This window comes from Hoeflea prorocentri (assembly GCF_027944115.1).
In the GTDB taxonomy this organism is placed as follows: domain Bacteria; phylum Pseudomonadota; class Alphaproteobacteria; order Rhizobiales; family Rhizobiaceae; genus Hoeflea_A; species Hoeflea_A prorocentri.
Map to the genome: position 1 here is coordinate 3,804,024 of NZ_JAPJZI010000001.1, position 18,439 is coordinate 3,822,462.

Consider the following 18,439-nt stretch of genomic DNA (forward strand, 5'->3'; position numbering starts at 1 on the left):
GCAGTAGGGAATTCCACAACCGCTTCGCTCCGGCTCAATTCAATGACCCAAAATCATGCCAGCGCATTTTTCGCCGATCATGATCGACGGCGCGTTGGTGTTGGCGTTTATGATGGTCGGCATGATGGACGCATCGGCGACCCTGAGGCCGGAAACTCCGTGCACGCGCAGCGCGGCATCGACAACCGCCATCTCGTCCGACCCCATTTTGCAGGTTCCGACCGGGTGGTAGATGGTCTGCGAATAGTTGCGGACGAATTCGGCCAGATCCTCATCGCTCTGGACATCGGCGCCGGGCAGGTATTCTTCGCCCCGGAAGTCGTCAAAGGCTTGCGAGTTCAGAATCTTGCGGGCGATCTTCACGCCTTCAACCACCACGTCCAGATCACGGCTGTCGCTGTATGTTCCGGGATCGACATTGAGATTGTCCGCCGGGTCCGCCGAAGCCAGTGTCACCCGGCCTTTGCTGCGCGTGCCGACAATGCCGGGCAGCGCCGTAAGACCATGGCCCTCGGGGTTGCCCGCACCATCAAGAATGAACCAGCCCGGGGCAAAATGGAACTGAAGGTCCGGCGCCTCGGCGTCCTCGTGCACGGTCATGAACCCGCCTGCCTCGCCGATATTGGAAGTCAGCAGTCCCATGCCTTCGGCCAGTTTCTCCGCCTCTTCGGGACTGGTCGCTCCGGCAAGGCTGACCTCCTGTGTGCAATGATAGGCCACCGGGGCCATGAAATGATCCTGCAGGTTCTCGCCGACGCCGGGAAGGTCCCTGACGACGGTGATGCCGTGTTCCTCCAGTTGCGCTTTCGGGCCGATGCCTGACACCATCAGCAATTGCGGCGAACCATAGGCCCCGGCGCTGACAACCACCTCCCTGTTGCAATGGGCAGTCTGCAAACCTTCGGGGGTTTCAAACTCCACCCCGACACAGGTTCGACCATCCATCACCAGCCGCCTGGTCATGGCCGAGGTGATGACGGTCAGGTTCTCGCGTTCCGCCGCCGGATGGACATAGGACACGGCGGCCGATCCGCGCATACCCTGGCGTTGGGTCACCTGATAAAGGCCAAAGCCTTCCTGTTTGCCGTCGTTGAAATCATCGTTGAGTGGATATCCCTGTTCTTCCGCTGCTTTCACGAACGCCACAGATAGCGGGTTGGGATCGCGTTGATCCGCCACTGTCAAAGGTCCGCCGGAGGCGTGCAGCGGCATGTCTCCCCGTTCCTGGTTCTGGGCCTTCAGGAAATAGGGCAGCACATCGTTCCAGCCCCAGCCGGTGATGTTGCCCCGGTTCCAGCTGTCATAATTGGCGGGCGCGCCGCGTTGATAAATCATCGCGTTGATCGACGAACACCCTCCAAGAACCTTGCCCCGAGGCGAATACAATTGCCGTCCGTTCAGCCCCTCCTGCTCGGCCGACGAATAGTCCCAGTCGAGCTCGGTCTTGAACAGGGTTGGAAATGCGGCGGGCACGTGAACCGCTTCCTGATCGGCGTCCGTCGGTCCGGCTTCCAGCAACAGCACTGAAGTCTTGGGGTTTTCTGAAAGCCGGCCGGCCACCGCGCATCCTGCCGACCCCGCACCCACAACGATATAATCAAATTTCATAAGTACCTCCCAATCACTTTGCAGTCGCCTGAAGACGACCTACCCTTAAGAGTTATTTTCCGGGCGACGCATGACAACCCATGGCTGATCATAAATATGTCAATGCCTGTATGTGTGGCACCGGCTGATCCGGCGCCGCTTATTAAGTTCGCGCCCTTTGCACCTTATGGACGTTCCGTCCATGCGCCGTTACAAGACTACAAGGACAGCTGCCAATGAGGGTACAAGGCGATGAACTTAGAAATCTGGTTTGTCTTCTTCATGACTGTTCTGGCGTTTATGGTAACGCCCGGACCGAGCCACCTGCTGATGCTTTCCAACAGCATGACCCACGGGTTCCGGCCCTCGCTGGCGACAGCCGCAGGAGACCTGACGGCCAATGCCTTTCAGATGCTTGCGGCCGGGCTTGGGCTGGCGGCGCTGTTGATCGCATCCCAGGGCGCGTTGACGGTCATCAAATGGGCTGGCGTTTGCTATCTCGTGTGGATGGGTGTTCGCATGTGGCGCAATGCAGGTTCCGCCTCGTCCACGGCCGGCACGGCGCCGAATGCCGCTCTAAAAACCCTTTGGCTGCAAGGTTTTATTACCTCGGCAGCCAATCCCAAGGCGGTTGTCTTCTTTGCGGCGCTCTTTCCGCAATTCATCGACCCGTCCCAGCCATTTCTTTCGCAGTTCTTCATTCTCTCGGTCACCTATATCGCCATTGATGGCGCATTCCTGGCAAGCTATGGAGCCGGAGCCGGCTGGCTGGCCGCCCGGCTCAAAGGCAGGGCAACCAAGCTCGTCAACCGCGTTGGAGCAACATTCCTGATCGGCGCTGCTCTCCTCCTGGGCTTTAAAACACTGCGGGAAGCCCGTTAGTCGCCTTGCGCGAACAGATGCCCGGTGGTGTTACCGAGCTTTGCGAAACGCTTCATGACAGGCTGAACATGTCCTGCCGACCGCTGTGAACTGAACCTGAATCTCTTCGACGCTCGTTGCTCGGCCGACGACATCAGACAGTGTCGTTGCCGCAATCGTCAGCTCATCGGCAGACTGTGTAAAGCGGTCCCAATCCGACCAGATCACCGGGAGCGCCTCGCTTGGGTGTTCGTTCGAACCATCGGGAAATTGCGATGGCATCAGAGCGGCATGTTCAGCAATGACAGCGGCAGCCGATGCAGCAACGGCGGCGGAATAGGCGCGTTCGCCCTTTATCATCGCACCGATCTGCTTCATCTGCGCTGCGATGTCTTTCATCGCATCCATGCGTTCCTTGACGATGCCCGTTGCACCCGAGTGAGCCAGCGCCAGCCCGCTGCACAGGCAAAATGCAAACACCGCCGTCGGTCTGTGGAGGATCCTAAGCGTCATCTTTTCGTGGCTCCAATCCATTTGCCTTCGCAATAAAATCGACCAGATGCGGAACATAGTCCTCGGGGCCGCTGCCGCCCATGTTGGTCGCCTCGGCATAGGAGTTTTTCACTGCAGCACCGATCGGGTTTGAAACGCCGGCCGCATCGGCCATGCTGGCTAAATAACGCATGTCCTTGTATGCATTGGTCAAAGTGAATTTATGAGCCTCCACATTGCCCTCGACTGCATATCCCATGAAGGTCTGATAGAAACCGCAATCCATACGCGAGCCTCGAATGACACTGTCGAACTGTGCGACACTCAGGCCGACCTTCCGGCTCAGAGCGAGGGCTTCCGCGTAAAGGGCGCCATACCCCAGAGACAAGAAATTGTTGAGCAGTTTCATTTTGTGGCCGGTGCCCGACGGGCCCATATGCACCATCGCTCCGGCCCAGCACTCGATCACCGGTCTCACACGGGAAAACACCTCGTCCGAAGCGCCGACCATCGTTGCAAGTTCACCCGCTTCGGCCTGAACGGGCGTGCCACCCAAAGGAGCATCCGCCATGAAGCACCCTTTCCCTTCAAGGGTTTCGGCGAGCCTCGCCGTCGACGTTGGATCGGAGGTCGAGCAATCGATGACCACGGTCCCGTTGCGCAGGCTCGGCAACATCGCGGCGATGATCGCTTCGACCTGGGCAGAACCCGGCGCACAGATGTGAATGATATCGCAGGCGGCAGCCAGTTCGGCCAGACTTGCGGCTTCGATCGCGCCCCCGGCAACCAGATCCTTCACCGGCTCGCGGTTTCTGTGCGCGATGACGTGTAACGGGTGGCCGGCCTTCAGGATGTTTTTGGCCATGCCGTGGCCCATCAATCCGACGCCCACAAACCCAACGCTCTCTTTGCTCAACTTCATTCTCCTTCCGGGGGGTGACCTTGATGAAAACTGTTGTCATATGTAAACGCATCACATCAAGAGGAGCCAGCCCCATGCCAGAATTCGCAATCTATCCCAGCCTGAAACGGAAGAAAGTCCTGATCACCGGCGGCGCATCGGGCATTGGAGCCCGGATGGTGGAGGCTTTCGCCGAACAGGGCTCGGAGGTTTCGTTTCTGGACCGCGATGAAGCGGCCTCCGCCGAGGTGTCTGAAAAAACCGGCGCGACCTTTGCCCTTTGCGATCTGCGGGACATAGAAGCCCTGCAAAAGGCAATTGCCGAACTCGGAACGTTCGACGTCCTGGTCAACAATGCCGCGCGCGACGACAGGCACGACTGGAAGGATGTGACACCCGATTATTGGGATGAACGCATGGCGACCAATCTTCGCCATATGTTTTTCGCCATTCAGTCGGTGGCACCCGGCATGATCGCCTCGGGCAGCGGCTCCATCATCAACATGGGCTCAAATTCGTGGTGGGAAGCCGGCGGCGGGTTTCCGGCCTATGCCACGGCAAAGTCCGCCGTTCACGGGCTGACGCGAACAATGGCGCGGGATCTCGGCGATTCCCGGATTCGGGTGAACACCGTGGTGCCCGGCTGGATCATGACGGATCGGCAAAGGGAGCTTTGGGCGACGCCGGAAGCCCTCGAAGCTCATAGAAAACGCCAATGCCTGCCGGACCTGATCGATCCGATCTACGTGGTTCGGATGGTTCTTTTCCTGGCATCCGATGACGCGGCGATGTGTTCGGCCAACAACTATATGGTGGAAGCCGGGTCGATCTGAGCGCATCTCACCATACTTGGCGACGGTCGGACCAAGGTCCGATCAAGGCCTATTTGCCGTTGTTCTTCATCCGGTAGCGGAAATCGCAGTGGGATGCGCCTTTCATGATTGTCTGGGTGCGTGTCAGTTCGATATCGGGATTGTAGCCGATGCAGAAATCGCCGTCGCGGTTGCATGACAGGAGGTGGCCGATATCTCCGAGACCCATTTCCTTGTACATCTCCGCATAGCGGCAACGGGTGACATTGAAATCCATCTTTTCATCGGTCATTTCCAAGGGCTCGATCTGCAGTGCGTCTTCCTTGGTCCAGTTCGGCATGATGGCGGCGAAGTCGGCGAGCGTCGGTGCGTGGTCGTGCTCATCGGCAAAGGTTTTTCCCTGCTCGATGGCGGACCGCGAGCAGGTTTCGCCGATCACAGCTTCCGCCTCATCAGCCCCGGAGCGTTCCTTGATCACATCGTAGACATGTTTGAGGATCAACGCCTCGATCCGGCGGCGTTCCAAAATCGGCAAATCTTTCAACGGTCATTCCTCCTGCTGTTACACGGTCTTAAAGTTTTGGTTCGGACCGGTCGGCGCGCTGCAACCATGCCAGATATGCCGGCGCGACCTTGCGGACAAGGTTGTGTATTGGCAATGGCTTGATCTCCGATATCGGCAGCGCCAGTTCGTTTTCGGGCGTGCCGCTGACCACCTCAGCCAGTTCACGGCCCAAGGACACGCCAAGAGCAACGCCCCTGCCGTTGCATGCGGTCCAGGCCCAGGCATCGGGCCCAAGTTTGTGAACGCGCGGGAAGCGGTCCCAGTTCATGCCGATGTAACCGCTCCACACATGGGTCATGGTCTGCGTCCCAAGATCGGGAAAGGCCTCGGCGAGATTTGCCGCGGTCTTGGCCTGGACCCGTTTTTTGGCGTTCCACTGTCCGATGACTGCGCCACCGGTGATCAGCCGGTTTCGCGCGTCATAGCGGAAGAAACGCAAATCACCTCTTGTGTCGGAGACGGCCTGCCGTCCCGGAAGCAGCACCTTGCGGTGATTGTCGCCGATGGGCTCGGTCGCCATTTGCCACGAGAGGACGGGCACAATCGACCGGGCCAGCCTTGGCGCCAGCCCCGGTGCGAGTTCTCCGACATAGGCGTTGGCTGCCAGGATGAAGGCGCGGGCCGTCACACTGCCCTGTGCAGTCAAGATCTGCCAGGAGCCTTTCTCCCGCCGCCACTCTGTCGCCGGTGTATTTTCATGGATAACGGCACCGGCGCGCTCGGCAGCGGCGGCCATTCCGCGGGCCAACGCCAGCGGATTGACGTGCCCGCCGGTCGGATTGAGCATACCGCCATACCAGAAATCCGTTCCAAGCAGTTCGCTTGCCTGTTGGCGATCAAGAAGCTCGGCGGGAAAGCCAAAACGCTGCCACGCCTCCACGCGCCGCTGGCTGAGTTTTATCCGGCCGGGAGAGTGGGCCGGCTGGAACCATCCGGTCTGTTCGGCTTCTGCCTCGATGTTTTCCCGGCGGACGAGATCAAAGAGCAGGCTGGCGCTGTTGCCGATGAGACGGGCAAAACGCTCGCCCGCATCACCATAACGCTGGACGAGGGCATCGGGTTCGGCTGCAGTAAGGGTCGGGATAACCTGACCGTTGTTGCGGCCCGATGCGCCCCAACCGACCGATTTTGCCTCCAGAACCGTAACGCTGATACCCTTATGGGCCAGATGAAGCGCGGTGGACAGACCTGAAAACCCGCCGCCGATGATGACGACATCCGTCTCGATATCGCCGGACAAGGCGGGTGCCGCGCTGCGGGCGGGCGCGGTCTGCGCCCAAATCGACGGGGGAATGTCCGCGCTGCCGGTCAAGCTGCACCATGCACGGCTTCAAAGGGCGCGTCATCCGGCATCCAGAACCAGCGCAATGCCTGAGCCTCGCTGTCGAGCGGCTCAGACGCGATAATGGCCTGATCGCGGCCCCGCTCCGCGAGCGCCCTGGCCTCCGCCATACACTCATCGAATGTGGGAACGGGCGCCGGCGCCGCGGGGCCGGTTTGCGTCCAAAGTTCGGAGATGGACGACAAGTTTTCCGGAGCTCTCATATTGGCCCGCCAGACACCGGTTTTGACATCAAGCCGGTATAGGGAAAGCAGAGACAGACCATTCTCAGCGATGAACCGGATGGCTTCGGCGATCTGGTCGACCATCTCTTCCGTGAAAAAATAATTTACCCCAAGCCGGGCCCATCCCGGCCGGAACGCCTGCAATCCGCGCTTGACGGCATGTTCATGCCGTGCCGCCTGCATCCCGTCGAGGACAAGCAGCGTATGCGCATAGGGGCCGGCGCAGGAACAGCCGCCGCGTGCCTGAATACCGAAGAGATCATTCAGCAGGGCGACGACATAGTTATGATGCAGCCATTGTCCCCGCTGCGAGATATTGAACGAGAATATGCCGATCCGGGGCACTTGCGAGGGGCCAAGGACATGGACGCCGTCGATGCCGCGCAGCGCCACATCCAGACGGTCCGCAAGCTGGCCCTCGCGCTCGGCGATCGCTTCGGCGCCAAGTTCCGTCTTCAAGGCCATCACGAGGCCTGCGCGAATATCCTCGATGATACCGGGAGTGCCGGCTTCTTCCCGTCGCTGCGGGTCGGTCACGTAGCTGAGATCGTCCGCGGTCACGTAGGAAACCGTGCCGCCGCCAACGACCGTCGGTCGCGGCGTTCCAAAAAGGTGCTTGTCCGCAACCAGAATACCGGATGCACTCGGACCGCCGGGAAATTTGTGAGGTGAGAGGAAACCGGCGTCGACCCGGTCGGCGGCGCCCGGTTGGCTCTCACGCATATCGACCGGCAGATAGGGTCCGGCAGCGGCGAAATCACAGATGAAAATCCCGCCATGGGCATGCATGGTTTGCGCCAGCGCCCGAATGTCGGACTTGACGCCGGTTACGTTCGATGCCGCCGAGAAGGTGCCGATTTTCGGTTCTGCTTCGGCATTCTCCTGAAGTGCTTCCTTCAGCGCCGACAAGCAGATCATGCCATCGGCATCCAGCGGAATACGAACGACTTTCGCTCCGCACTCGCGCCACGGCAAATCGTTGGAATGGTGTTCATACGGCCCGACAAAGACGACGCCCTTTGTCAGGTCATAGTTCAGAGCCAGCGCCCGAACCAGCTTGTCAGACGCGGCTGTGGAGCCGGAACCGGCGAAGATCACCGCATGGTTTTCATCTGCCCCCATTGCCTCGCCGACTGCCTTACGGGCGAGCTCGCGCAGCTGTGTTGTATGTCGTCCGGTATAGGATGTCTCGGTGTGCGTGTTGCCGTAATAGGGCAATACGCGGGTGCGGATGGCATCCTCGATGAACCTCAGGGAACGTCCCGACGCGACATAATCGGCGTAAATCAGGGCGCGTGGTCCGAAAGGACCGGGAATCATGGCCCCTTCCCCGACCAGAGCCTGATGAATATCGTCGAACGTCATGGTGCCCATCTCATTCTTTCCGGTTCATGCGGCGTCGCCTTGAATGACAGGGGGTGTCCAATCCCGGCCGGGGATCGAGGCAAGCAGCTTGCGCGTGTACGCGCTTTGCGGATCGGCGAAGACGTTGGCCGTAACGCCGGCTTCAACGATTTCACCATGCTGCATGACAATGATCCGGTCGCACAATTGCGCCGCCACCCGCAAATCATGGGTGACAAACAGCAGCGAAAGGGACAACCGGTTGCGCAGATCGGCAAGCAACTTCAGAACCTGCGCCTGAACGGAGACGTCCAGCGCGGACACAGGTTCGTCGGCGACAATCACCTTCGGATCCATCGCCAGGGCCCGGGCAATGCCGATACGCTGGCGCTGACCGCCGGAGAACTCGTGCGGGAACCGATCGGCGGCAGCAGGGGACAATTCGACCATCTCAAGCAGTTCACGCGCCCTTTCGCGCGCTTGTGCGGCGGGTGTGCCGTGGACGACCGGTCCCTGAGCAATGATGTCGACAACCCGCTTGCGCGGATTGAGCGAGGCCATCGGATCCTGAAACACCATCTGGATATCGCGGCGCATGTCGCGCAGCTCGCGATGCGAGGCTGCCAGAAGGTCGCGGCCGTTCACTTCCACCGCGCCGCTATTGGCCTCAAGCAGGCGTGTGACGATGCGCGACACGGTGGTCTTGCCGGAGCCGCTTTCCCCGACCACGCCAAGTGTCTCGCCCTTGTGCAAGTCAAAAGACAAGTCCTTGACGGCAATGGTTGCCTTGCGCCGGCCGGACAGCAAACCGCCGCGCGCCGCAAAGGTCTTGTTGAGGCTTTCGCCGCGCAACACGACCGGCGCATCCAGCGTGTTCTTCGGCTCAGGCGGCGTCAAATCCGGGACCGCGGCGATCAGCGCCTGTGTGTAGGGATGGCTCGGTCTGTTAAGCACCTCATCGGCCGGGCCCTGCTCGACCATCTCGCCCTGGCGCAGCACCGCAACCCTGTCGGCGATCTCGGCCACAACACCGAAATCGTGGGTGATGAAAAGGACCCCGGACCCCTGATCCTCCTGCAGCTCTCGGATCAGCTTGAGGATCTGCAACTGGGTGGTGACATCAAGCGCCGTTGTCGGCTCGTCGGCAATGATCAGCCGCGGCGACAGGACAAGCGACATGGCAATCATCACACGCTGCCGCTGACCGCCGGAGATCTGATGCGGATAGGCGTTGTAGGCGGATGCCGGATCAGGAATATGGACCTTTTCCAGCATTTCCAGCGCCCGCGCCTTGCGCTGCTTGCGGCCGTCACCGGTGTGCAGGCGCAGCACCTCGTCGATCTGCCACCCAACCGTCTTTTGAGGATTGAGAGCCGTCATGGGCTCCTGGAAAATCATCGCGATGCGGTCACCGCGCATGGCTTTCATCTCTGCCTCGCTCAGAGCGTAGAGATCCTGGCCTTCAAACAGGACCTTGCCGCCGGCGACATGCACATGGGGCTCCGGCAAAAGGCGCATGACCGCGCCCGCAGACAAGGACTTGCCCGAACCGCTTTCACCGACAAGGCAGACGATTTCGCCAGCATTGATCGTCAGATCCAGCCCCTCGAGCGCGAAGGGCCGGTCCGCGCCCTCAGGCAGCGCTATCTTCAAGCCCTGAAGCTCCAGAACCGGTGCGTTGCTGGTCATTGCTTCTTCTGCCTCGGGTTAAGCGCGTCGTTGAGACCTTCGCCGAGCAGGGAGAACGACAGAACCGTGAACACGATGGCAAGGCCGGGGATTACCGCACAATAGGCGGCGGTGCGCAGAACGCTTCGCCCCTGTCCGATCATGTTGCCCCAACTCGCGTAGTTCGGATCACCCAGCCCGAGGAAGGCGAGCGCGCTCTCCAACAGGATCGACAGCGCCATGATGACGGATGCATAGACGATGATCGGTGGCAGCGCGTTGGGCAGGATTTCCTTGAAGATGATCGCGCTGTTCGACACGCCGAGATTGCGGGCCGCATCAACAAACTCCCGCCCGCGCAAGGACATGAACTCGGCGCGCACCATGCGTGCGGGAGCCGTCCAGGACACGATGCCGATTGCCAGGATGATGTACTCGATGGATGAACCGAGGATCGCCACCAGCGTCAGTAACAGCACAAAATTCGGCACGGTCTGAAAGGCTTCGGTGATGCGCATCAGCACATCGTCGATCCAGCCGCCGAAATAGCCTGATAGCGCGCCGATAACGACACCGATCCCGATCGACAGGAGCGTGGCGACCACACCGATCATGAGGGAAATGCGGGCACCGTGAAAGATGCCTGCGAGAATATCGCGGCCGAGCTGATCCGTGCCGAGCGGCGTCAGCCAGTTCTGGAACGGCGGGGTCAGCGGGTCCCCGGCGCGGCGCAGCGGGTCATCCGGCTCCACAAGCCCGGCTGTCAGCGCCATCAGCACAACAAGGATGAACAGGATGAGGCCGAGCAGCGCCGTGCGGCTGCGTTTGAAGCGGCGCCAGAAGACCAGAAATCTGGCAGGCTCCTTCGCGGGAACCGTATCTGAGCTCAAGAGGGTCATGCCAGCTCAATCCTCGAATCGAGCCTGGCGTAGAGAAGATCGGTGAAGAAGTTGACCAGCACCACGATGATCGAGCTCAGAAAGATGATCCCCATCAGCGTGTTCATGTCGCGCTGCACGACCGATTGATAGGCAAGCTGGCCAAGACCCGGCAGGCTGAAAATCGTCTCGACGATCACCGAGCCGCCCAAAACGGCTGAAAACTGGACACCGAGCAGGGTAACGACCGGCAGCAGGGCGTTGCGTATGATGTGATGGAACATCAGGCGTGCGCCATCCGCACCCTTGGCCCGGGCTGTGCGTACATAGTCGAGATCGCTGATTTCGAGCACCGACGCCCGCATCAGCCGAAGATAGAATGACAGATAGATCAGTGACAGCGCGGCAATGGGCATGACCAGATGTTTGGCGACATCGAGCACATAGTCCCAGCCGGTATAAAAGCCGCCGATGGTCTTGATCCCGGCGACCGGCAGCCAACCCAATTTAACCGAGAAGAGGACGATCATCATCAGGCTGAGGAAGAAACTCGGAGTCGCGTAGAAGATCAGACCGAGCGTCGAGATGACGTTGTCGGTGAGGGAGTTGACGCGCCACGCGGCCAGTGCACCAAGCGCGATGCCGATGGTGAAGGCAAAAAACAGCGAACCACTCATCAGCGTCATCGTAACCCACAGCCGGTCCATCAGGACCGTGGAAACAGGCTGCTCATAGACGAAGGACCAACCGAAATCGAACTGCGCCAGTTTTGCCATATAGGTCCACAACTGGACCCAGACGGGCTTGTCGAGCCCGTACTCGATGCGAAGGTTTTCAATGAATTTTGCGTCGGCACCACCCATGTCCCCGACAAGGGCATCGACCGTATCCCCGGGTGCCAGCTTCACCAGCAGGAAGGTCCCGATCATGATCAATATGATGACCGGAACAGCTTGAAGGAGCCGCCTTAGGGCATAGGCCAGAATTGGAGGAACCTGAAACGACATTGGCAACCGCACCCGAATTCATAGTGCAATCGGGCCCGGCACTGCCGGGCCCGATTAGAACCGTGACTATTCGTCAAGCCACAGATCATACCAGCTGGAGGAGTTCCAGCGCGGTGTGTTGTGGTGGTTTTTCAGCTTTTTGCTGGTGACCGAGATGAACGGATGCTCGATCGCAAAGAGCACCGGCAACTCTGCCATGGCCTTGGCCTGTATCGCGTGATACATGGCCGCGCGCTTTTCCGGGTCCAGTTCCGAAGCTGCATCATCGATCATCTTGTCCATTTCATCGGACTGCCAGCCGAACTGATTGGTCCATGGCGTGCCGACCGGCGCCCCCGAGCGAAGCCAGACCATCGTTGAAACGGCCGGGTCCGAGCGGAACTGGTGCCAGCCATTGGCCGTGTCGAAATCGTGATCGCGATAGACGCCATTCAGGAAGCCGGGCGCATCGTTGGTCAGCAGCTCCACCTCGATGCCGATCTCCTTCATCGCCTGGGCATAATACTCGGCCCAGAGCTGGGTGTACTCACCCCAGGGAGCCGGACGGTGACGCAGCTTCAGGCGGACACCGTCGGCATCCGGCTTGTAGCCTGCCTCATCAAGCAAAGCCTTGGCTTTTTCGACATCGTAGGGATAGGTCTGTACATCGTCCGTGTAGTTTACACCGCCGGTTGACGGAACCGGTCCTTTGCCCGGCTTTGCAAACCCACGCATGATGGTCTGGATGGCGTCATCGATGTTCAGCCCGTGAGCGATGGCCTGGCGCACGCGCAGGTCAGCCAGCGGCTCGCTGCGGTGATTGAACTCCAGGGTCGTGTGAGCGACATTGTTCTCATAACCCTGCGTGCCGACCGTGAAACGGTCATCCTTGGACAAACGCTCCACATCGGCCATCGAGACGCCGATGAAACCGGATTCGTGGATCTCGCCCGTTTCAAGCGCCGCGGCGGCAGCCGAGCGGTCCTTGATGAAACGCCAGACGATGCGATCAAGGTAGGGATATTCTTCACCGCGCCAATAATCGTCATTGCGTTCGGCCATGACATACTGGCCACGCTCATATTCAACGAACTTGAAAGGCCCTGTACCGACCGGTGCGGTGTTGTACGGGTTTTTCAGAATATCCGTGCCTTCATAGAGATGTTTGGGCATCGGATGACCAAGGTCCGGCATAGCCGCGACCATCAGGTCCAGAGGCATCGGTTTTGAATATTTGAAGACGGCCGTATGCGGATCGGGGCAGTCCACCGCCTCAAGATTCTGCTGCAGCGTGGAGGAGTAGTTCAGCAGCTCCTTCCACATGTTCATTGCGGTGAAGGACACATCATCGCAGGTGAACGGCTTGCCATCGTGCCAGTTCACGCCTTCGCGCAGCTTGAATGTGATTTCCAACCCGTCGTCGGAGGATGACCAGTCCGTCGCCAGCACGCCGACAACGCCGTCATAGGTCTTGTCGATCAGCGGCTCGACGATCTTGCCGCTCATGTAATAGACGCCGGTCGAAGCGCGCAGTGCCGGGTTCAGTGTGCGTTGCTCCGAGACAACATGTATCACGGCTGTCCCGCCGCGCTTGGGATCCTCCGAAGCGGCCGGCAGTGTGGAGGCGAGGACAGCAGCTCCCGCCATCAAAACACTCAGCCTCTTTAAATCAAAACTCATTTCCATTGCTCCTTCCGGTTCACCGAACGTATTTGATTATTGCGTTGCCCCATTTATGGCGAAACAATCACCTATAATTCGGCATCGTTGTCAAGTCTTGTTCTATTAATTGTTTGAATTCTGCAAATTTTGCCTATTATGTAGCTCAAGATGAGTAAGTTGTGCTAAATTATTAGTCAGCTGGCGTTGCGGCACAGTCGATATGAGGCCCCGGTACCAGGCCTTTGCGGGATGTTTATCAACGGGAGATGCGAAGGTGTCCAGTCCAATCGGGAAAGTAGATTTTGCGACCGCACTGGTTCAGGGCCGGAAAACCGGCACGGGAAAATTGCCGCCAGACGGAAAAGCAACCGATCATTGCGCGCGTTTGAGGAGTAAGACGTGACCCGAAGCCCACGCAAGAATCCCGGCAAAAAGTCCGCTGAAAACGTGACCTTCGACAAAGTCGACCGCCACATCCTCGATATCCTTCAGGGTGACAGCGATCGGCCGATCAATTCAATCGCCGAAGAGGTTGGTTTGAGCCCTACACCCTGCTGGCGACGCGTCAAGCGCCTGGAAGATGCCGGCGTCATCCAGCGGCGGGTGGCGATCGTTGATCAGCGCCGCGCAAATGTTCCGATGACAATCTTCGTCGGCATCACTGCGCCCAGGCACGCCAAGGGCTGGCTGACCGATTTTCACGCGCTCATAGAGCGTATTCCCGAGGTGGTGGAAGCCTACCGGCTGACCGGCGACACCGACTATATTCTGAAGATCGTGGTTCCGGATATCGACCACTACGACCTCGTCTACAAGACGATGATCGACCAACTGGATTTCTCCCAGGTCAGTGCATCGATCTCCATGGAAGAGCTGAAGTTCACCACCGCGATCCCAACCAAGTATCTTTGACCGGTTGAGGGGCGGATTTGCGCATCAGTCGCGTTTGCCGGCAGTCGACATTTTGCGCGCCGGATCGTAAAGGCCGCCGCCAAGGTTTTCATGCCCCCACTGCATGATCTGAAGCAACACCGGCTCCAGTTCTCTGCCGGTGTCCGTCAGGAAATAGCGATAGCGGACAGGGCGGTCCTGATAGGCCTCCCGCTGGACAAGCCCCCACTGCATCAGCCTTTTGAGACGCTGCGAGAGCTGATTGGTCGGCATGCGCTCGTCGCTGGTCTGCAGATCCTGAAAGGTATGTTTGCCGTGCCACATCAGATCTCGGACGATAAGCAGAGTCCAACGGTCTCCCAGCAATTCAAGACTGCGGGCGATGGAACACCGTGAGCGGAAGTCGTGATTCATGTCCATGCAGACGCCCTTTCCCGTTCCCGGCAGAATACGTCACCGACTTTCAAAACGAAAGCTTGTTTTCCGAAGTTACTTTCGTTATGAAAGTGACTAATTTCATCGCCCCATGGGAGCCATCATGCCGACTATCGGAAATACCCCGCTGATCAAGCTGGAACGATTGACCGATAAGGACAGCGCGGATGTCTACGTCAAATGGGAAGGCGCAAACCCCACCGGGAGCATGAAGGACCGCATGGCTCTTTCGATGATCGAAGGGGCAGAACGGCGTGGCGACCTAAAACCGGGCGGACGCGTGGTGGAGTATACCGGCGGCAGCACCGGCAGTTCGCTGGCGATGGTCTGCACCATTCGCGGATATGAGGCATATTTTGTTTCCTCCAACGGCTTTTCGGAGGAAAAACTGAAGACGATGCGGGCCTTTGGCGCCGAGGTCGAGATCGTCCATGCAGAGGACGGCGTTCTGACCGCCGGGATAATCGACCGTATGATCGCCCGCACGCGGACCCTCGCAGATGAGCCCGGAACGTTCTGGCCGGATCAGGTAAATAATCCTGACAACAGGCGCGGCTACCGTGGCATGGGACGCGAAATCCTTGAACAGGTGAAGGTCCCGGTGGACGAGTTTGTTATGGCGGCGGGCGGTGGCGGATGTATCTCTGGCAATGCGGAAATCCTGAAAAGCCGCAATCCGGAGACACACGTCGTGGCGGTCGAACCCTATCATGTGCGCAACATATCGGGAGGCGACACTGGCGGCACGCACAAGCTCGAGGGTATCGGCCTGTCCTTCGTCCCGAGCATCCTGCGAACAGACCTCATCGATGACGTTATGCCGGTCAGGGACGAAGACGCCTATTGGGGCGCACGTCAACTGGCGCGGAAGGAAGGGCTGATCTGCGGAGTGACATCGGGCGCCAATATCTGGGCCGCCCTCCAGCGCGCAAAACACCTCGGACCCGACAAAACGATCGTTACCGTGATTATAGACAGCGGCCTGCGCTATCTGAACGGCGATCTGTATCAATGATATCATCTGCGGAATGATTGCCCACTTCAAACCTCATCCGGAGGGGTGCCGCGGATTGGACGGATGGCCGCTTTGACAACCCAACGACGACACATCACTTGTTCAACGGATAGAAGAAAGCCTACCCGTTGAATAACCTGACACTGAAAATTGGAGATCAGACCACCGCCTGTCGAACCGGAGGGGCCGGTCCATCCACAGTCGTTTTGCTGTCCGGGCTCGGCGAAGGCATGAAAACCTGGGATGGCATCGCCTCAAGCCTGGAATCGCACGTTCAAATATTCACCTATGATCGGCCCGGATATGGCGGCAGCTCCCACCCGCCTGATTGCAAGGACAGCCGTGACGGCCGATTTGTCGCAGATCATCTCAAGGCATGTCTGGACGCGGCGGAAATTCAGCCTCCCTACATCCTCACCGGTCACTCAATGGGCGGGTTATATGCACTGGCTTTTGTCAAGGCACATCGCGAGCTGGTTTCGGGCCTTGTGCTTATCGATAGCCGCATGCCAGCATTCTCTTCGGCGTGCCTGAGCGCCGGGCTTTCCCCGGAGCCGCGCTGGTTCTTCAAATTGTTGTTTCCGCGCCAGTTGAAGGCCGAAGTGAGAGGAGCGATAGCGGCGGAACAACAAGCCGCACGCCCTGAGGACCTCCACGGTTTGCCGGTGACCGCCATCGTCGCATCAAGACGCGACAAAGGCATGAGCGAACCGATGTTCGAGATTTTCCGGCAGTTGCAGTTAGATTTCGTCCGTCAGACCGAACTCGGACGCGTGGTAATTTCCGAATCGAGTGGTCACTATGTCCATCAAGAAGACCCTTCACTGGTGACCGAAGAAATCCTGCGAGTAGCTCGTGAACATTAGAGTGCAATCGCGGCCTTTCGCGTCGAGCGACCTTTCCGTCTGTCTGGCGATATTCGACAGTAATGTTCCGACCTACTTTGCGCGGCAGGAACGCAGCGATTTTTGCACATATCTGGAAAGCGTCGATGCCGGCGACAGTCCCTATCTGGTGCTTGTCCGGGATGATCTGGTGGTCGCTTGCGGCGGGCTAATTATCGAACCAGGCAAGCGCAAGGCCCATCTTGCCTGGGGAATGGTCGACAGGTCGTTTCACCGGCAGGGGGTCGGAACACGGTTGACGCAGGAAAGGCTGGCCTTGGCGCGGGCCATACCGGATATCGAACAGCTGGAGCTGGCGACAAGTCAGCACACCCACGGGTTTTATGAGGGTTTCGGCTTCACTGTCTCAAAAATCACGCCTGACGGCCACGCTCCCGGGCTGGATCGCTGGGATATGGTGCTGCATTTGAGATAGGCGCCGCCTTTGCGGCAAACACACGCGGCTCCGCGTCGGCATGGACTTTAAAACGCATCTGTGTTTTCAGTTCACCGTGATGACCTTGTTTCAGAAACCGTGCGACCACCATAGGGGTCGAATTATATTCCCGGCCTGATCCGCCGGGCCGGGCAGTCTGTATCTGAATTTTCACTGTGCGCCACGCATCTGACAGGGCAAGCTCATGACCCAAACGACTCCAAAACTGCATCTCGTTTGCGGCAAGGCCGCCTCGGGAAAATCAACGCTGACAGCAAAACTGGGCCAGGTGGCGGGGACAATCGTCATTGCAGAAGATGACTGGCTGGCCACGCTTTTCGGCGACCAGATGTCATCGATCTCGGACTATGCGCGGTGTGCCGCCCGATTGCGCGACGTTATGGGACCTCATGTCGTCTCCCTGCTCAAGGCCGGTCTCTCCGTCGCACTGGACTTCCCGGCGAACACAATCGCGGCGCGGGCCTGGATGCGCGGCATTGCTGAAGACGGGCACGCGACGGCGGAGCTGCATTATCTGGATGTTCCGGACGAAATATGCAAAGCGAGACTTAGGGCGCGAAACGCCGGAGGCGAGCATCCGTTTTCCGTAACGAACGAGCAATTCGACACGCTCTCCAGCTACTTTGTCGCCCCGGGCCCGGACGAGGGATTTGATATTATGCATCACCGCGCGGATGATGGAACGCCGAACCCCGATTGAAGCGGGATAAACCGGCTAGTCTTCCCCGCCGAGTTTCAAGTCGCTGCGGTCATAGACATGGCGCCCTGTGGCTGAAGGTCTCTTGATCTTTTCCGCCCAGATCCGACGGACGTCCGACAGGCCGAGATCAGGATTGTCCTCAAGAAAGTCGCGCGTGTACTGATTGAACTGATTGTGATCCTTGATCCTGGTTCGGTAACCCGGCGTGTTTTCCATGTCCTTGATTTGAAGATATGCCGCGCAGGCATCACCCAGCGTCCTGCCGGTGTTCGATTTCATCCATTCCATGAAGGCGATGTTGAACTTGAACTGATCGCCGACAGCGCTTTTGAAGAAGCGCCTCACATTCTGGGTGTTCTTGTAGCTGTCCGTAATCACGGTCTCATGGGTCAGCGCTTCGCTGTGCCAGTCGAATTTTGATTTGGTCCGCACCTTCTCATCGCCCGGAAACTTCGTCTCGCCAGTATCAAGATAATGCGCAATGCGATCCAGGATGACGAATTTCCCGGAAGTCGTTTTCACACCGATTGTACGGGCATGGGCTATCAGTTCATCCTTGCGCCAATACCATCTTTTCAGCTCGTCACCGCTGGTGATCCGGTTGATGTCCGGGCGAATATCTGACGGTTCGTCGTCTTGCATTGAGCGTCGTTCCTGTTGAGCCAAACGCCGCAAATTCAACTACCGCGGCCAGGGAAACGCCAATACTATCAATCGAACCCGACCGGAAATCCA

The 18,439-nt window shown here is 58.9% G+C and carries 19 protein-coding genes; 7 read left to right on the forward strand and 12 right to left on the reverse strand.

Features of this window, described 5'->3' with window-relative positions; genetic code table 11:
* Positions 1-39: 39 nt before the first annotated feature.
* Complete coding sequence (locus OQ273_RS17835) at positions 40-1,608, reverse strand: GMC family oxidoreductase (protein WP_267992006.1); 1,569 nt, start codon at positions 1,606-1,608, stop codon at positions 40-42.
* A gap of 231 nt (positions 1,609-1,839) precedes the next feature.
* Between OQ273_RS17835 and OQ273_RS17840 the strand changes: the two genes are divergently transcribed.
* Positions 1,840-2,469 (forward strand): LysE family translocator, encoded by a 630-nt coding sequence (locus tag OQ273_RS17840; RefSeq protein WP_267992008.1) that lies wholly within the window; start codon positions 1,840-1,842, stop codon positions 2,467-2,469.
* 30 nt (positions 2,470-2,499) lie between these two features.
* On the opposite strand, the gene OQ273_RS17845 is transcribed toward OQ273_RS17840, so the two are convergent.
* Positions 2,500-2,961, reverse strand: coding sequence for a c-type cytochrome (locus tag OQ273_RS17845; protein WP_267992010.1), 462 nt, complete (start codon positions 2,959-2,961; stop codon positions 2,500-2,502).
* Positions 2,951-3,856 carry an NAD(P)-dependent oxidoreductase gene (locus tag OQ273_RS17850; RefSeq protein ID WP_267993134.1) on the reverse strand — a complete coding sequence of 302 codons (906 nt, stop codon included), beginning with the start codon at positions 3,854-3,856 and terminating at the stop codon, positions 2,951-2,953. Before OQ273_RS17850 ends, OQ273_RS17845 begins: the two co-directional genes overlap by 11 nt.
* 80 nt (positions 3,857-3,936) lie before the next feature.
* On the opposite strand from OQ273_RS17850, the gene OQ273_RS17855 reads away from it, so the two are divergent.
* Positions 3,937-4,674, forward strand: coding sequence for an SDR family NAD(P)-dependent oxidoreductase (locus OQ273_RS17855; RefSeq protein ID WP_267992011.1), 738 nt, complete (start codon positions 3,937-3,939; stop codon positions 4,672-4,674).
* Between the two features lie 49 nt (positions 4,675-4,723).
* Here OQ273_RS17855 and OQ273_RS17860 read toward each other — a convergent pair whose 3' ends face one another.
* The 7 genes from OQ273_RS17860 to OQ273_RS17890 all read right to left on the reverse strand — a co-directional run bounded on the left by OQ273_RS17860 (position 4,724) and on the right by OQ273_RS17890 (position 13,307).
* Positions 4,724-5,197: an L-2-amino-thiazoline-4-carboxylic acid hydrolase gene (locus OQ273_RS17860; RefSeq protein WP_267992013.1), complete on the reverse strand. Its 474-nt coding sequence runs from the start codon at positions 5,195-5,197 to the stop codon at positions 4,724-4,726.
* A 28-nt stretch (positions 5,198-5,225) separates the two neighbouring features.
* Complete coding sequence (locus OQ273_RS17865) at positions 5,226-6,530, reverse strand: NAD(P)/FAD-dependent oxidoreductase (protein ID WP_267992015.1); 1,305 nt, start codon at positions 6,528-6,530, stop codon at positions 5,226-5,228.
* Entirely contained in the window at positions 6,527-8,158 is a 1,632-nt protein-coding gene (locus OQ273_RS17870; protein WP_267992017.1) for an aminotransferase class V-fold PLP-dependent enzyme, read from the reverse strand. Before OQ273_RS17870 ends, OQ273_RS17865 begins: the two co-directional genes overlap by 4 nt.
* Positions 8,159-8,173: 15 nt before the next feature.
* Positions 8,174-9,817 (reverse strand): ABC transporter ATP-binding protein, encoded by a 1,644-nt coding sequence (locus tag OQ273_RS17875; RefSeq protein ID WP_267992019.1) that lies wholly within the window; start codon positions 9,815-9,817, stop codon positions 8,174-8,176.
* Complete coding sequence (locus tag OQ273_RS17880; protein ID WP_267992021.1) at positions 9,814-10,695, reverse strand: ABC transporter permease; 882 nt, start codon at positions 10,693-10,695, stop codon at positions 9,814-9,816. The genes OQ273_RS17875 and OQ273_RS17880 overlap by 4 nt, the downstream gene beginning before the upstream one ends.
* On the reverse strand, positions 10,692-11,681 hold the full coding sequence (locus OQ273_RS17885; protein ID WP_267992023.1) for an ABC transporter permease: 990 nt from the start codon (positions 11,679-11,681) through the stop codon (positions 10,692-10,694). Before OQ273_RS17885 ends, OQ273_RS17880 begins: the two co-directional genes overlap by 4 nt.
* Positions 11,682-11,747: 66 nt before the next feature.
* Entirely contained in the window at positions 11,748-13,307 is a 1,560-nt protein-coding gene (locus tag OQ273_RS17890) for an ABC transporter substrate-binding protein (RefSeq protein ID WP_425493426.1), read from the reverse strand.
* A 414-nt stretch (positions 13,308-13,721) separates the two neighbouring features.
* Here OQ273_RS17890 and OQ273_RS17895 point away from each other — a divergent pair, with 414 nt between their 5' ends.
* Positions 13,722-14,234 carry an Lrp/AsnC family transcriptional regulator gene (locus OQ273_RS17895; RefSeq protein WP_267992027.1) on the forward strand — a complete coding sequence of 171 codons (513 nt, stop codon included), beginning with the start codon at positions 13,722-13,724 and terminating at the stop codon, positions 14,232-14,234.
* A gap of 24 nt (positions 14,235-14,258) precedes the next feature.
* On the opposite strand, the gene OQ273_RS17900 is transcribed toward OQ273_RS17895, so the two are convergent.
* On the reverse strand, positions 14,259-14,633 hold the full coding sequence (locus OQ273_RS17900; protein ID WP_267992029.1) for a winged helix-turn-helix transcriptional regulator: 375 nt from the start codon (positions 14,631-14,633) through the stop codon (positions 14,259-14,261).
* Between the two features lie 118 nt (positions 14,634-14,751).
* Here OQ273_RS17900 and OQ273_RS17905 point away from each other — a divergent pair, with 118 nt between their 5' ends.
* The 4 genes from OQ273_RS17905 to OQ273_RS17920 all read left to right on the forward strand — a co-directional run bounded on the left by OQ273_RS17905 (position 14,752) and on the right by OQ273_RS17920 (position 17,704).
* The gene (locus tag OQ273_RS17905) at positions 14,752-15,663 is read left to right on the forward strand and encodes a PLP-dependent cysteine synthase family protein (protein WP_267992036.1); all 912 of its coding nucleotides are present in this window, start codon (positions 14,752-14,754) and stop codon (positions 15,661-15,663) included.
* Between the two features lie 128 nt (positions 15,664-15,791).
* Entirely contained in the window at positions 15,792-16,529 is a 738-nt protein-coding gene (locus OQ273_RS17910; RefSeq protein ID WP_267992041.1) for an alpha/beta fold hydrolase, read from the forward strand.
* Positions 16,519-16,983: a GNAT family N-acetyltransferase gene (locus OQ273_RS17915; RefSeq protein ID WP_267992044.1), complete on the forward strand. Its 465-nt coding sequence runs from the start codon at positions 16,519-16,521 to the stop codon at positions 16,981-16,983. Before OQ273_RS17910 ends, OQ273_RS17915 begins: the two co-directional genes overlap by 11 nt.
* A 205-nt stretch (positions 16,984-17,188) precedes the next feature.
* Positions 17,189-17,704, forward strand: coding sequence for a P-loop nucleotide/nucleoside kinase family protein (locus tag OQ273_RS17920; RefSeq protein WP_267992045.1), 516 nt, complete (start codon positions 17,189-17,191; stop codon positions 17,702-17,704).
* A gap of 15 nt (positions 17,705-17,719) precedes the next feature.
* Here the strand turns inward: OQ273_RS17920 and OQ273_RS17925 are convergent, their stop codons facing one another.
* Positions 17,720-18,346, reverse strand: coding sequence for a DUF6434 domain-containing protein (locus tag OQ273_RS17925; RefSeq protein WP_267992046.1), 627 nt, complete (start codon positions 18,344-18,346; stop codon positions 17,720-17,722).
* Positions 18,347-18,439 lie beyond the last annotated feature (93 nt).

Excerpts from the sequence above, each read along its gene's own strand:
- OQ273_RS17925 (WP_267992046.1), bottom strand. The coding sequence starts at position 18,346 with ATGCAAGACGACGAACCGTCAGATATTCGCCCGGACATCAACCGGATC.
- OQ273_RS17905 (WP_267992036.1), top strand. The coding sequence starts at position 14,752 with ATGCCGACTATCGGAAATACCCCGCTGATCAAGCTGGAACGATTGACC.
- OQ273_RS17900 (WP_267992029.1), bottom strand. The coding sequence starts at position 14,633 with ATGGACATGAATCACGACTTCCGCTCACGGTGTTCCATCGCCCGCAGT.
- OQ273_RS17885 (WP_267992023.1), bottom strand. The coding sequence starts at position 11,681 with ATGTCGTTTCAGGTTCCTCCAATTCTGGCCTATGCCCTAAGGCGGCTC.
- OQ273_RS17875 (WP_267992019.1), bottom strand. The coding sequence starts at position 9,817 with ATGACCAGCAACGCACCGGTTCTGGAGCTTCAGGGCTTGAAGATAGCG.
- OQ273_RS17845 (WP_267992010.1), bottom strand. The coding sequence starts at position 2,961 with ATGACGCTTAGGATCCTCCACAGACCGACGGCGGTGTTTGCATTTTGC.
- OQ273_RS17835 (WP_267992006.1), bottom strand. The coding sequence starts at position 1,608 with ATGAAATTTGATTATATCGTTGTGGGTGCGGGGTCGGCAGGATGCGCG.
- OQ273_RS17855 (WP_267992011.1), top strand. The coding sequence starts at position 3,937 with ATGCCAGAATTCGCAATCTATCCCAGCCTGAAACGGAAGAAAGTCCTG.
- OQ273_RS17920 (WP_267992045.1), top strand. The coding sequence starts at position 17,189 with ATGACCCAAACGACTCCAAAACTGCATCTCGTTTGCGGCAAGGCCGCC.
- OQ273_RS17870 (WP_267992017.1), bottom strand. The coding sequence starts at position 8,158 with ATGGGCACCATGACGTTCGACGATATTCATCAGGCTCTGGTCGGGGAA.
- OQ273_RS17880 (WP_267992021.1), bottom strand. The coding sequence starts at position 10,695 with ATGACCCTCTTGAGCTCAGATACGGTTCCCGCGAAGGAGCCTGCCAGA.
- OQ273_RS17840 (WP_267992008.1), top strand. The coding sequence starts at position 1,840 with ATGAACTTAGAAATCTGGTTTGTCTTCTTCATGACTGTTCTGGCGTTT.
- OQ273_RS17890 (WP_425493426.1), bottom strand. The coding sequence starts at position 13,307 with ATGGCGGGAGCTGCTGTCCTCGCCTCCACACTGCCGGCCGCTTCGGAG.